Below are 13812 nucleotides of genomic sequence, written 5' to 3' on the forward strand. Positions count from 1 at the left end.
GCTCAGCTCTTCGACTGGAGGGTGTCGGCGTCGATCTGCTCGTCGAGCTTCTTCAGGCGCCCCCGGAGATCGCCCACGCGCCCGGATTCGACGCCGTACGCGAAGTCCCCGAGGGAGACGACGTAGGCGCCGCCGTTGACGGAGGGCGGCAGGGCCTTGCTGTGCTTGTTCTCCAGGATGTCGAAGAAGGTCCGGAAGGTCGGATCGGCGTCCAGATCGGGGGACTTGAGCGCCGCGAACGTGGAAGGCACGTTGTGGATGGCGTTCGCGAAGTTCACGACCTGCTTGGTGTCCGCGGTCAGGAACCGCACCAGCTCCCACGCGGCGTTCTGGTGCTTGCTGCTGTGCGCGATCCCGGCGACGGTGCCGGTGATGAAGCCCCGCCCGTACGTGTCGGCCTGGTCGTCCGGCACGGGCAGCGGCGCCACGCCCCAGTCGAACTTCGCCTTCGCCTCGTCCAGCATCAGACCGCGCCACTCACCGTCCAGGTGCATGGCGACCTTCCCGGTCAGGAAGGCGTTCTGGCTGGACATCTCGTCGCCGAAGGTCAGCCGGAACCGCTCCAGGTCATTGAAACCGCCCTGTGCGTCGGCGAGTTGGGTGGCGGTCTTGAAGAACTTGTACGTCTTTGGCTCTTCGGCGAGGCGTGAGTTTCCCTCGGCGTCGAAGTACTGGGGGCCCCACTGCGCGAAGAGGCGGTCCGGACTGTTCTGGTAGAAGCGGAAGTTGGGCATGAACCCGACCTGCTTGTACGAGTGCTTGCCGCTGCGCACGGTCAGCTTCTTGGCGACCTTCTCGAACTCGGACATCGTGCGCGGCGGACGCTCGATGCCCGCCTTCTTGTAGGCGTCCTTGTTGTAGTACATCCCGAAGGCGTCCGCGAGCAGCGGCAGGGCGCACTGGTTGCCGCGGTAACTCGTGTAGTCAAGGAGGGTCTTGGGGAAGACCTTGCGCTTGTCCAGGCCGGTCTTCTCCATGAACGGATCGAGGTCCGCCCACATCCCGGAGTCGCAGTACTGGCCGACGTTGTTGGTGGTGAAGGAGGACACCACGTCCGGTGCCTTGTCGCCGCCCGCCCGCAGGGCCTGGTTCACGGTGTCGTCGGAGACGTTCCCGGTGGCCTTCACGTTGATGTTCGGGTGCAGCTTCTCGAAGCGGGCGATGCTTTCGTTGACGGCCTTCACCTCGCCGGGCGTCGACCAGCCGTGCCAGAACTTCAGGGTGACCGGCTTGGTCGGGTCGTCGTTCGCGCTGCCGACGCTCGGGTTGGCGCAGCCGGAGAGCAAGAGACCGGCTGCGGCGAGCGCCGCGGACGCGCAAGTGGGCATGCGCCATCGCGGCATGGCGGACTTCCTTTACGGGGGAGGGGAGGGGAGGGGCGGGGAGGTGAGGTGAGGTGAGGTGCGGGACGGGCGGGACCGGGCGGGCGGTTCAGGCCGTGTCGAAGACCTGGTCGCGGGCCTGGGTGAGGGCCGAGCGGAGGGCGCCGGTGAGGATCGGGTCGCCGTCGAGTTCGCTGATGCGGATCTCCGGGCGGGGGAGTGCGAGCCCGGTGAGCTCCTCCTCGACGCGGACCCGCAGTTTGTCGCCGCCGGCCTGCGCCACCGAGCCGGAGAGCACGACGAGTTCGGGGTCGACGACGGCGACGACCGCGGCGATGCCGGTGGCGATGCGCCGCGCGACCTCACCGAGTGCGGTGTCGTCGGCCATGACCTGCGTCAACGTCGCTCCGCCGCCGGTGAGTTCGCGCACCACGTACGCGGAGACGAGGCTCTCGAAGCCGCCTCCGGTGCCGTTCCCGCGCGCCAGCGGGGCGTCCGGCAGCGGCATGTAGCCGATCTCGCCCGCGCCGCCGGTGGCGCCGCGCAGCAGATTGCCGCCGAGCACGATGGCCGCGCCCACGCCCTCGTCGAGCCAGGTGAGGACGTAATTGTCGTAGTCCTGGGCGGCGCCCTCGTACTGCTCGGCGACGGCGGCCAGGTTCACGTCGTTCTCGATGACGACGGGGGTGCCCAGGACGGCGGCGAGGTCGTCGCGCAGCGTCCGCGAGTGCCAGCCCGGCAGATGCGGGGCGTACCGCAGCTCACCGGTGTGCGGGTCGATGGCGCCGGGGGTGCCGATCACCGCGGCCCGCAGGTCGTCGTGGCCGAGGCCCGCCTGGCGCAGCGCCTCGTCGACGGCCTCCGTGACCAGCTGCGCGGTGCGGTGGCGCACGTCCTCGGCGACGGCGACCGCCTCGACGCGGGCCTGGCCGAGGACGGTGCCGGTGATGTCGGCCACGAGGGCGGTGATGCCGGTCGGATCGGCGGAGAGCGCGGCGACATGGCCTGCGCCCGGGTCGATCTCGTACAGCAGGGCGTTGGGGCCCGGCCGGCCGCTGAGGCTGCCGGTGGTGTGCACGAGGCCGGCCGCTTCGAGCCGCCCGAGGAGCTGCGAGGTGGTGGGCTTGGAGAGGCCGGTCAGCTCACCGATGCGGGTACGGGTGAGGGGGCCGTGCGCGACGAGGAGGTCGAGCACCGCCCGGTCGTTCATGGCGCGCAGGACGCTCGGCGTGCCCGGGGTCCCCGGAGTGCTGCCTGCTGCTGCCATGACGACCCCTGTCTGTCGGCTGCCCGAAGGTTAACGGCTGTGCGCCGGTCGGCGTCCGCCCGCTAACTGTTAGGAAACTTTCCAATTGGTGAGGACCGTACGACTGGCGTGAATGAGGCGTCAATAGCGAACGCCCCCGCGGCAACCAAGTCGTTACCTGCGGGGGCGTGGTGTTGCAAGGAGTGCGACCTCCCCTGCCCAGGGGCCCTACTTCGCCAGGTTCGGCGGCGGGGTTATCGGGGACGCCGCGAGCGACTGCGGGGACGTCGCGGACGCGTACGCCGAGGGGGCCGCGACGCCCGCCGACGGGTCCGCCGCGCCCTCCTCCGTCGCCTGGAGCGGGAGGCCGCCCACGATGCGGATGCCCGCCTCGTCGAACGCCCCCTTGATGCGCCAGCGCAGCTCGCGCTCCACGCCGAGGGCGTTGCCCGGCATCGTCTTGGCGGAGACCCGTACGACCATCGAGTCGAGCAGGACGCTGTCCAGGCCGAGGACCTCGACCGGGCCCCACAGGCGCTCGTTCCACGGCTCGTCCTTGGCCATGGTCTCGCCGACCTCGATCAGCGTCGCCTGCACCTTCTGCAGGTCCTCGTCCGGGCGGACGGTGACGTCGACGCCCGCCGTGGACCAGCCCTGGCTGAGGTTGCCGATGCGCTTGACCTCGCCGTTGCGGACGTACCAGATCTCGCCGTTGTCGCCGCGCAGCTTCGTGACGCGCAGGCCGACCTCGATCACCTCGCCGGACGCGACGCCCGCGTCGATCGAGTCGCCCACCCCGTACTGGTCCTCAAGGATCATGAAGACGCCGGAGAGGAAGTCCGTGACCAGGTTGCGGGCGCCGAAACCGATCGCCACACCCGCGACACCCGCCGAGGCGAGCAGCGGGGCGAGATTGATCTGGAACGTGCCCAGAATCATCAGCGCGGCCGTGCCGAGGATCAGGAACGACGCCACCGAACGCAGCACCGAACCTATGGCCTGCGAGCGCTGGCGGCGGCGCTCCACGTTCACGAGGAGACCGCCGAGCGCCGTGCCGTTCACGGACTGTGCCGTGCGGTTCATGCGCTCTATGAGCTTGGTGATCGAGCGCCGGACGACCACACGCAGGACGACGGCGACGGCGATGATCAACAGGATGCGGAGACCGATGCCCAGCCACGCCGACCAGTTCTGCTCGACCCAGCTGGCGGCGTTCGTCGCGCTCTCCTGGGCGTCCTCGAAGGTCGGGGACTTCGGCGTCTTCTTGTCGTCCGGGTCCGTTCCGGCTGCTGACAGGACGGACAGGAACACGGCAGGTACCTCCAGGCATAGCGGCCTGCCCAGGAGATGCACCGGGCAGAGACACCACACTAACGGGGCATTGTGTGTGGATCGTTGTGATGTTCGAGGGAGAGACAGTGCTCACCTGGGGAAGATGAGGGTGTAGCACATGTGTGGTCGAAAACACTCCGAGCCCGTTACGAGCACATGCTGGCGCTTGGACCAGGCATGAGGGGAGACTGGCTACAGATCGTCCCGGCGCGAGCCACGCGCCGCCGGCGTAATAGGAGGCATCCGTGCCGCACGTCCTGGTCCTCAATGCGTCGTACGAGCCTCTGGGCGTCGTACCGCTCCGCCGCGCGCTCGTCCTCGTCCTGGAGAACAAGGCTCTCTGCCTCGAGGAATCCGGCGCCTTCATGCACAGCGCGACGCGCACTGTCCCCGCACCCAGCGTGGTCCGCCTCAAGCGGTTCGTCCGGGTCCCTTACAGGGGGCCCGTTCCTCTGACCAGGCGGGCGCTCTTCGCCCGCGACGGCGGTCGGTGCATGTACTGCGGTGGCGTCGCAACCAGCGTCGACCACGTCATTCCGAAGAGCCGTGGCGGTCAGCACGCCTGGGAGAACGTGGTGGCGTCCTGCCGCCGCTGCAATCACACCAAGGCGGACCGTCATCTCCTGGAGCTGGGGTGGCGCCTGCGTCACAAGCCCGCGCCGCCCTCGGGCCTCGCGTGGCGCATCATCGGGACCGGGCACAGGGATCCGCGCTGGCTGCCGTACTTGCAGCCGTTCGGCGCGGACGACGCGATGGCCCGGATCGACGGCATTTCCGCCTGAGAGATCCGGGCTTTTACGTGTGGCCGGGGCGGGCTCGCCAGCCCCGGCCTCCAGCCCCGGCTTCCCTCACTGGCCGTTGCGCCGCTGCACGGCTGTGATCACCGCTGCCAGCGCGGCGACACCGCCGCCGAGCAGACCGGCGCCCGCGCTCGCCGAGCCGTGGTCGACGCAGTACTTGGCGATCCACAGGTAGCCGACGATCCCGCCCGCCCCGAGGGTCACGCCGGTCACCACGCCCGCCGCCCGGAACCACACGTTGACCAGGTCGAGGCGGCGGTTGTGCTCGGCGTCCCTGACCCGCTGGTCGACGAGCTTGTTCTTCATCTGGAATTCCTGCTCGACGAGCGAAAGCATCCGCTCGGCCGAATCGGACACCAGCTCGTTCCAGATCTTCATCTGCTCGCCGGACGGCAGCTCGCGGTACTCGCCGGTCGTCGCGGGCGGCGCCGCGGGCTCCGGGGACGTCTCCGGGGCCGGCGGGTCTTCCGGTTCCGGAGAGCGGGGTGGGACGGGGGCGGTCATGGAGTGGTCCCGTTGTCGTCGGGCGAAGGGGATGAGGGAGCGGCCGGGGACGGTGGCGGGTCCGGCGCCCGCATCTGGGGCACGGGCAGCCGGGCGTACAGGGCGTTCAGGGACCGTTCGACGGCTTCCCGGCTCTCCTCGCGGGTGGGGCGCGGGGGGACCGGCTGCCGGGGGCGTCCGGTCGGCTGCGGCACCGGTCCTGGAAATCCCCATGCTGCCCACATGCCGTCCATGAAGGCCTGGCTGCGGGGTGCGGGGGACGACGCCTTGTCGGGCGGGCGGGCGCGGTCGGGCGGCGTCCGCAGCCGCGTGATGATCCCGATGACGGCGAGCACCGCCCACAGCCCGAGCAGCACCACCGCCGCCCACGTTCCCCGCATCGGCGGCAACGCCCGCAGCAATTCGAAGAGGAGGCCCGCGACCAACGCGACGGCCAGCAGTACGAGGGCGAACGGCGCCGCGGCGGAGAGTGCGGACGCGGTGGACGCGCGGACCTTGGCCAGGGCGGGACGGGCGAGCGACTGGCCGAGGGCGCGGGTGCGGTTCCTCACCAACGGCTCCCGGCCGCCGCGCTGCCCGGACCCGGTGAGCCGTACGTCACGTCCGTCCGCCCGCATCAGGACCCGGGCCCCCGGCTGGGTGGCGAGCGAGTGCACGGAGAGCGGGTGGTCGCCGCCGAGCGCGTCGGCCAGGAACGGGCGGGGAACCCGGTGGACCGGGTCGGCGACGATCAGCGTGAGACGGCCCTGGAAGTGCCGCAGCAGATACCCGTACCGGTGCTGGAGCGCCTCCGCGAAGGAGGTCTCGGTCGGGGTCTCGGTCGGCCGGTCCGGTTCCAGGACCACGACGATGTGCCGGGCCGGGGCTCCCTCGATGAGACCGAACAGATCGCTGAGGGGCAGGCCCCGCCGACTGGGGCGACCGTCAGGGTCACCGGCGTCCACGGCGCCCGCGTAGTGGACGAGCAGCAGATCGTGCGCGTCGCCGACGGCGGACCGGAGCGTGTACGCGCCTTGCGAGGAGGCGCTGTCGAGCAGGACGACATGGCCCGGATCGGTGTGGAAGAGACTGCCGGGCCAGCGGGTCAGGGCGTCCCGGGCGGCTTGCGTGGCGAGGGGAGGCAAGCCCGGGAACCGCCACCGCTGCCACTGCTGTTCCCGCTCCAGCCGTTCCCGCTCCAGCTGCCGCTCTCGCTGTACCTGCTCCCGCTGTTCCCGCTCTCGCTGTACCTGCTCCCGCTCGCGTTCCGGCGTCGTCGAGGGGTCAGGCTCGGGCGTCCGCTCCCGCAGCACGTGCTGCTGGCGCTCCTGCCGTTCCCACTGTTCCCTCTCCTGCCACGCCTGCTCCTGCCACGCCCGCACCCGCTCCCGCTCGTCCGGATCGTCTTCGTACCCGGGCTGGTACCGATAGGCGTCAGCCCAACCGGAATAACCCTCGCCTTCGCCCTCGTACAGCAGCACGGCACACGACAACCGCGCATCCGGTCGGTGCGCCCGTAACCGCATGTCGATCCTCCCCCGGCGAGGCTTCCCGTCCATCATCGCGCGTCCGGACGCTCAACTGGCAAGTCCCGCAGCCATCTTGTCGACGGCCTTGGCCCGCCTACGCCCCCTCAGCCACGGCGTACGCCTCCACCGACCAGAGTGAGTAGCCGAAGCGCGTGGCCCGCTTGTCGCCCTGGACGCGGATGTAGCGGGTGTCTCGGGCGTCCATGCGGACCGATTCGCGGCCGCCCTTGCCGTCCTTCACGGTCGCCGCCGTGCGCCAGGTCTTCCCGTCGGCGGACGTCTGCACGCGGTAGCCCGCCGCGTACGCGTCCTGCCAGCGCAGCACGACCTGGCCGAGCCTGACCGGCTCCTTGAGCTCCAGCTGCCACCAGGCGCCGTCCTCGACCGGGGATGACCAGCGGGTGGTGGGGTCGCCGTCGTTCGCGCCGGACGCCGGGAAGTCCTTCGTCTCGTCGCCCGAGGACGACGCTTTCGCGCCGCGCGCCAGGTCGGGGCCGTCCGTGCGCGGGTAGGCGCGGACCGAGACCGTGCGGGTGAGGCCGCCGAAGGACACCGGGATCTCGTACGTCCCCGCGCGCGTGCCCGCCGGGACGGTGACGTCGACCGGGACGTCCACCTGTGTGCCGCGCGGCAGCGTCGAGTTCTCCGGGGTGCGCACCCCGATGCCCTTGGGGGCCTTCGCCGTGACCTTGCCCCGTACGTCGCCGGGGCGCAGGGACGTCAGCTTCGCGGTGATCCGCTGCGGGCCGCCGCCGATCTCCACGTCGGCCTCGGAGCGGGCCAGGGAGAAGCGGGCCTCGGGGGCGTCGGCGTACCAGGGGACCAGATGGCGGACCGTGCCCTCGGTGAGCGTGACGCGGACGGCGTCGGCACGCGGGTCGGCGCCCTTGGGCCTGGCCTCGGTGAAGCCCGTGGCGGAGAGGGCGCCGATGCGGCGCCAGCCCTCGCCGGGGACGTGGGCCTCGACGCTGCCCTTGGTGCCGGGGTCGGTCAGCGCCGTCACCGCCGTGAGGGGCCGGGCGCGGGGGAGACGGACCGTCGCCCGGTCCGACGCCTGCTCGCTGTCGAGCCCCGCCCAGGCCTCGTACGCCTTCTGCGACCGCGTCAGGAAGGGGGCGAGGACGCCCTTGCCGACGGTCGCCCGGCCCGCCTTCAGGTCCTTCTGGAGCCCCGTCAGGGTGCGCGAGGCGCGCCAGGCCGCCGCGCCGTCCCCCTTGGACTGCGCGCGCAGCATGTCGACCGCCGTCTCGCCGGCCTCGCCGAAGCGCGCCAACTGCTCCACCCAGGGCCGCGCCTCGGTGTCGACGTCACTGCCGGCGAGCCGCCGCGGAGCCTCCTTCATGACCGTGAAGGCGTCCCGCAGGTCCTGTGCGGACTTCTCGATGCGGGCCGTGTTCGTCGTCGTGCGCGCCCGCCAGAAGTCGTTCATGAGCGGGCGCAGATACGCCGACTCGTCGGCGCCGAGCACCGACGACGCGTCATTGCCCGCGAGGGCCCGCAGGGCGCCGCGCGCCTTCGGGTCGCCGCCCGAGAGGTCGTCGATCGCGGCGAGCCAGGACTCGTGCGGGCGGTAGGCGCGCGGGTTCCAGGCGTAGTCGGCGGCCGTGAAGAGAGGGATACGGGACGCGGAGGGCTGCTCCATGGCGTTGCCGAGGAGCGCGGCCGAGCCGGTGGCGACGGCTGGCTCGCGGCCGGTGTAGGGGCCGAGGAAGATACGGTCCTGCGCGAAGTCGTTGACGGGGTAGTTGTCCATCGTCACGAGCGGATGCGAGCCGAACGCCTTGCGCGCGCCCGCCAGTTCACGCCCGGTGATGGTCCTGGGGACCACGCCGACGCCGGTCCACGCCACCTCGATGCCCTTGTGGAGGCGCTCCGCGAGGGCATCGCGGTACTCGGTGGAGCCGTCCTGGTAGTACTCCGTGGGCATCAGGGAGAGCGGCTTCGCGCCGGGGTGGCGCTCGGCCAGGTGCGCGGAGACGGCGTTGGCGACGCGGGACTGCGCCTTCGCGGCGGCCTCGGGCCCCGAACCGAAGGTGTCGGCGTCCGCGCCGCAGTGCCACTCGCTGTAGCTGACGTCCTGGAACTGCAGCTGGAACGCGCGTACGCCAAGGGCCCACATCGCGTCGATCTTGCGGTTCAGGGCCTTGATGTCCTTGTCGGACGACATGCACATCGCCTGGCCCGGGGCGACGGCCCAGGCGAGCGTCACGTGATTGCGCCCGGCCCGCTCGGCGAGGGCGCGGAAGTCGGCGCGTTGGTCGGCGGGGTACGGCTCGCGCCAGCGTGCCTGGCGGTAGAGGTCGTCGCCGGGGGCGTAGAGGTAGCGGTTCTGCTTCGTGCGCCCCATGAAGTCGATCTGGTCGAGGCGCTGTTCGCGGGTCCACGGAGTGCCGTAGAAGCCCTCCGTCATGCCGCGGACCGCGGTGCCGGGCCAGTCGCGGATCTGGACTCCGGGGACGGTGGCCCGGCCGCCGGTGTTCTTGGTGATCAGCTGGCGCAGGGTCTGTACGCCGTGGAAGAGGCCGTCGTCGCCCGTACCCGCGAGAGCGATGGTGTCCCGGCCGCCGATCCGGCCCACCGCGAGGCGGTAGCCGCCGGACGGCAGGTCGCCGCGGGCGCGGGCGCCGAGGGTCCGCAGGGCCTGGTCGGCGCCGGTGCCGTCGGCGCGGACGACGAGGTTCCGGCCGCCGTCCGTGGCCCCCGTGGTCGCCGTGCTCTCGGAGGCCTCCGTGACCTCGGTGATCTTGCGGGCGCCCGCGTCGCGCAGCACGGCGTGCAGGGCGTCGACGGCGTACGGATCGGGGTTCTGGCCGGTGGCGAGGACGACCTCGTCCGTCACGGTGACCGTGGCCCCGGCCGTGGTCATCGACTGGGGGCGGGGCCAGACCGGGGGAAGCGAGCCGTCGCTCTCCCGGTCGTCGTCCGGGGAGGTGGCCGGGGTGCCGGGCTTTCCGGGGAGGCCGGGGGCGGCGACGGCGCCGGGGGCGCCGCCGAGTGCGCCCGCGATGACGGCGACGGCGATGGCCGCCGCGCCCTTCCTGCGCCGCAGTTGCACGGCCCTCTCCTCGTTGTCCCTCGTGCTGTTGATCACGTTTGGTGCGTTGGTTGTCTCAGGGTGTCACTGAGCCCACCACTCGCGTGGTGGGGGTGTCAACGGGCGTGGGTGTTGTGGGGGTTTTCTTCCCTGTGACATGGCCCCGTTCGCCCCGGTGGCACGGCCCGTTCGTCGTCAGACTCGTCGTCAAACCACGAAGGGGCTGGAATGTATGCGCCGGATGCGGGCAGGGACGGTGAGGTACCGAAGGCGGGGAAAAGGAAGATCTTGCGTCCCGACCCCCTCTGAGGGAAACGAATGTGAGCACGCGCACGTTCATACAACGGATATGTCTGCGATCCCGTGCACTGGGTAGGGCTCCCGAAGACCTGCCCCCTGACAATGGAGCCCTACGTGCCCGCTTCCGCGAATCTTCTTCTCTCCGCTCTCTCCAAACAGGTGTCAGGACCGGACTCGGGTCTCGACGGATCCTGCTCCTGCGGCTGCTTCGAGCCGCCCCTGACCAGTGAGCCCCCGCTGGCCGACGCCGCACCCCTGACCAGCGAGCCTCCGCTCGCCGACGCCGCTCCGCTGACCAGCGAGCCGACCTCCACCGGCACCGCGTCGGGCCTGGCCTACATGGGGGTCTAGGTGGCCCCACCCGGAGCGACCGGACCCGTCACCGGCTCCACCGCCGGGCCCACCGCCCCCACCGGACTTTCCCGCCTCGCCGCCCTGCACGGCGTGGCGACCTCTTACTCCCCGTCCCCGGACCGCACGGTTCCGGCCACCGACGCCGCGGTGATCGCGGCCCTGGCCGCCCTCGACGTGGACGCGAGCACCCCCGAGGCGGTGCGGCGCGCCCTCACGGCCCGCGAGGCGGTGCCGAGCGCCCGCCTGCTGCCGCCGACGGTGGTGATGTGGCGGGGCGGCGCCCCTGACCCGGGTGCTGCCCCTGACCCGGGCGCTGCTCCTGAACCAGGTGCTGCTCCTGACCCTGACCGCGCCCCTGACCCGGGCCCCGCCGCTGAGGCGCCCCCGCCCTGGGCCGGGCTGCCGCCGGGCACCCGGGTGCGGGTGGAGACGGAGCAGGGGGAGCGACTGGAGTGGGAGCTGCCGGGCGGGCGTGACGAGTCGCTGCCGGACGGCGGAGAGACGGGGCCAGGAGCGGCGACAGAGCCAGGAGCGGCGGCGCCGACCCTGCCGCTTGGCGTCCACGGACTCCGGGTCGAGACCCCGGACGACCGCACCGCCACCGCCCACCTCGTCGTCGCCCCGCACCGTCTGCCGCCCCCGCGCGCGAAGACGTACGGACTCCTCGTCCAGCTCTACTCCCTGCTCTCCCGCCGCTCCTGGGGCATGGGCGACCTCGGTGACCTCGCCGAGCTCGCGGCCTGGTCCGGGCGGGCCCTCGGTGCGGGATTCGTGCAGGTCAACCCCTTGCACGCGGCGGTGCCGAAGCCTGTGGACGGGGCGTCCGACCCCTCCCCGTACCGTCCGTCGTCGCGCCGCTTCCCCGACCCCGTCCACCTCCGTGTCGAGGACGTCCCCGAGTACGCCCACCTGGACGGCGCGGCCCGCGACCTGGCCGCCGATCTCACGCGGCGGGCCGCCGCGCTCCGCGAATCCGTCCTCCAGCAGGGCCAGTTGATCGACCGTGACGCGGTCTGGGAACTCAAGCTCCAGGCCCTGGAGCTGATCCGCGAGGTCCCGCTGGGCCCCGGACGGCGCGCCGCCTACAACGACTTCCTCGCCGAGCACGGAACTGACCTGGAGGATCACGCCACTTGGTGCGCGCTGGCCGAGCGGTACGGCCCCGACTGGCGCACCTGGCCCGCGCCCCTGCGCGACCCCGCGTCGCCCGAATCCGCCCGCGCCCGCCGCGAGTTGATGGACCGCGTGGACTTCCACTGCCGTCTCGCCTGGCTCACCGACGCCCAGCTCGCGGCTGCCCAGCGCTCCGCGCGGGACGCGGGCATGGACATCGGCCTCGTGCACGACCTCGCCGTCGGCGTACACCCGGCCGGAGCCGACGCGTGGGCGCAGCGGCGGCACTTCGCCGCGGGCATGTCGGTGGGCGCACCGCCGGACGCGTTCAACGCGCGCGGCCAGGACTGGGGCCTCCCGCCGTGGCGCCCGGACCGCCTCGCCGAGTCCGGATACGCCCCGTACCGCGCCCTCCTGCGCGGAATGCTCCGGCATGCGGGCGCGATCCGCATCGACCACGTCATGGGCCTCTTCCGGCTCTGGTGGGTCCCGGAGGGCCGCGCGCCCACCGAGGGAACGTATGTCCATTACGACGCCGACGCGATGCTCGCCGTGCTCGCCCTGGAGGCGCACCGCGCGGGCGCCCTCGTCATCGGCGAGGACCTCGGCACCGTCGAGCCCGGAGTCCGCGAGACCCTGCAGCGCCGGGGCGTCCTCGGCACCTCCGTGCTCTGGTTCGAGCGGGACTGGGCCGGCACGGGACGGCCGCTGCCGCCCGAGCGGTGGCGCGCGGACTGCCTGGCCACCGCCACCACCCACGACCTGCCGTCCACAGCCGCCCGCATCACCGGCGAACACGTCCAGCTCCGCGACAGGCTCGGCCTGTTGACCCGCCCCCTGGCCGTGGAGCAGGCCGAGGCGGCGGCCGACGTGTCGGAGTGGCTCGCGCTGCTCTCCCGCCTCGGGATGCTGCCCGGCGGCGGCGGACACGAGCAGGAGGAGATCCGCGCCGTGCACCGCTTCCTGCTCGCCACCCCGGCCCGCATGACCGGCATCTGGCTGCCGGACGCGCTCGGCGACCGCCGCCCGCAGAACCTCCCCGGCACCTGGGACCAGTACCCCAACTGGCGGCTGCCGATCGCCGACGCCGCGGGCCGCCCCGTCACCCTGGAGGAACTCGCCGCGTCACCCCGGGTGCACGCGTTCATGGATGTGTTCCGCACCCGTACGGCACCCCCGGGCGCGCGGCCGGTTTAGCAGTTCGCTACGTTGGCACCGTGGACAAGAAGAACGCCCTGCGCGCCGGCGCCCTGGCTTCCGGTACGACGCTGATGATGCTGCTCATGTCGTCCCCCGCGCTCGCGCTCACGCGCGACGACGGCGACGACCCGGGTCCCGGCCTGAGTGTGATCGAGACGCTCGGCCTCTATGTCGCGGCGCCCATCGTGCTGTTCCTGGTGATCGCGGGTCTCGTCATGGTCGGTGACAAGTCCCGCAAGCAGGAGAAGAAGGTCTGACGCCGAGGCCTGACGCCACTTCGCTTTCCGAGTCCCTTCGTGGGGGCTCTTCCGTAGGGGCTCTTCGCCGGTACGCGCATGTACGCATGCGTATGCCGGCGAAGAGCCCCTACGTATGTCCCGGCCGCGTACCTCGCGTGCGGCGGGTGCGTTCGTGCGTCACGGCCGCTCGGCCGTGAGATACCGCTGCACCGTCGGCCCCACCCAGTCCGCCATCTCCTGGGCGGACAGTGCGACCGCGGGCGGGAACCGCAGCACATAGCGGGTCAGCGCCATGCCGAGGATCTGCGAGGCGCAGAGCCCGGCCCGCGTCGGGGCCTCGGCGGGATCGGGGCAGACGCGGCGCGCGACCGGCAGCAGCTGGTCCCTGAAGATGCCCTGCATGCGCTCGGCGCCCGCCGTGTTCGTGATGCCCACCCGGAGCATCGCGGTCAGCACCCCGTCCTTCTCCCAGACGTCCAGGAAGTGCGTCACCAGGACGCGCCCGACGGCCTCGTGCGGCACCTCGGTGAGATCGGGCAGCCGCAGATCGATGGAGCAGGCCGCGGCGAACAGCCCTTCCTTGTTGCCGTAATAGCGCATCACCATCGACGGATCGATCCGCGCGTCCTTGGCGATGGCGCGGATGGTGGCCCGTTCGTAGCCGTCGGCGGCGAACCGCTCACGGGCGGCGGTGAGGATCGCGCCGCGGGTCGCGTCGGAGCGGCGGGGTGGAGCCGCGGCCGCTGCTTCGGTCACGGCCTCGGGCATGGCCCGGGGCACGGCCTCGTTCACTGGATCGGGTGCACTTTCGGTCATGCCAACAAGCGTAGGCCAACATGTGTTGACAGTCCATGAGGACG

General features: G+C 71.9%; 11 protein-coding genes. 4 read left to right on the top strand and 7 right to left on the bottom strand.

Features of this window, described 5'->3' with window-relative positions; all coding sequences use genetic code 11:
- Nucleotides 1-2 precede the first annotated feature (2 nt).
- The 3 genes from OG302_RS27020 to OG302_RS27030 form a co-directional block, all read right to left on the bottom strand.
- Nucleotides 3-1343, bottom strand: coding sequence for an ABC transporter substrate-binding protein (locus OG302_RS27020; protein WP_371529137.1), 1341 nt, complete (start codon nt 1341-1343; stop codon nt 3-5).
- A gap of 88 nt (nt 1344-1431) precedes the next feature.
- A complete protein-coding gene (locus OG302_RS27025) occupies nt 1432-2589 on the bottom strand; it encodes an ROK family protein (RefSeq protein ID WP_371529138.1) in 1158 nt (385 codons plus the stop codon).
- A 207-nt stretch (nt 2590-2796) separates the two neighbouring features.
- Complete coding sequence (locus tag OG302_RS27030; RefSeq protein WP_371529139.1) at nt 2797-3879, bottom strand: mechanosensitive ion channel family protein; 1083 nt, start codon at nt 3877-3879, stop codon at nt 2797-2799.
- A 266-nt stretch (nt 3880-4145) separates the two neighbouring features.
- On the opposite strand from OG302_RS27030, the gene OG302_RS27035 reads away from it, so the two are divergent.
- The gene (locus OG302_RS27035; RefSeq protein WP_190080400.1) at nt 4146-4682 is read left to right on the top strand and encodes an HNH endonuclease; all 537 of its coding nucleotides are present in this window, start codon (nt 4146-4148) and stop codon (nt 4680-4682) included.
- 66 nt (nt 4683-4748) lie between these two features.
- Here OG302_RS27035 and OG302_RS27040 read toward each other — a convergent pair whose 3' ends face one another.
- From OG302_RS27040 to OG302_RS27050, 3 genes are all read right to left on the bottom strand, one after another.
- A complete protein-coding gene (locus OG302_RS27040) occupies nt 4749-5204 on the bottom strand; it encodes a hypothetical protein (protein ID WP_371529140.1) in 456 nt (151 codons plus the stop codon).
- Nucleotides 5201-6664, bottom strand: a complete 1464-nt coding sequence (locus OG302_RS27045) for a hypothetical protein (protein ID WP_371529141.1) — start codon at nt 6662-6664, stop codon at nt 5201-5203. The genes OG302_RS27040 and OG302_RS27045 overlap by 4 nt, the downstream gene beginning before the upstream one ends.
- Before the next feature lie 142 nt (nt 6665-6806).
- Nucleotides 6807-9767: a beta-N-acetylglucosaminidase domain-containing protein gene (locus OG302_RS27050; RefSeq protein WP_371750245.1), complete on the bottom strand. Its 2961-nt coding sequence runs from the start codon at nt 9765-9767 to the stop codon at nt 6807-6809.
- A gap of 393 nt (nt 9768-10160) precedes the next feature.
- On the opposite strand from OG302_RS27050, the gene OG302_RS27055 reads away from it, so the two are divergent.
- The 3 genes from OG302_RS27055 to OG302_RS27065 all read left to right on the top strand — a co-directional run bounded on the left by OG302_RS27055 (nt 10161) and on the right by OG302_RS27065 (nt 12970).
- Complete coding sequence (locus OG302_RS27055; protein WP_361835935.1) at nt 10161-10397, top strand: hypothetical protein; 237 nt, start codon at nt 10161-10163, stop codon at nt 10395-10397.
- Between the two features lie 93 nt (nt 10398-10490).
- Nucleotides 10491-12710: a 4-alpha-glucanotransferase gene (gene malQ / locus OG302_RS27060; protein ID WP_371750246.1), complete on the top strand. Its 2220-nt coding sequence runs from the start codon at nt 10491-10493 to the stop codon at nt 12708-12710.
- Between the two features lie 20 nt (nt 12711-12730).
- On the top strand, nt 12731-12970 hold the full coding sequence (locus tag OG302_RS27065) for a hypothetical protein (RefSeq protein ID WP_361835932.1): 240 nt from the start codon (nt 12731-12733) through the stop codon (nt 12968-12970).
- 159 nt (nt 12971-13129) lie between these two features.
- Here OG302_RS27065 and OG302_RS27070 read toward each other — a convergent pair whose 3' ends face one another.
- Entirely contained in the window at nt 13130-13720 is a 591-nt protein-coding gene (locus OG302_RS27070; RefSeq protein ID WP_371750247.1) for a TetR family transcriptional regulator, read from the bottom strand.
- Nucleotides 13721-13812: the final 92 nt, after the last annotated feature.

Origin of the sequence: Streptomyces sp. NBC_01283 (assembly GCF_041435335.1) — a bacterium.
Lineage (GTDB): Bacteria > Actinomycetota > Actinomycetes > Streptomycetales > Streptomycetaceae > Streptomyces.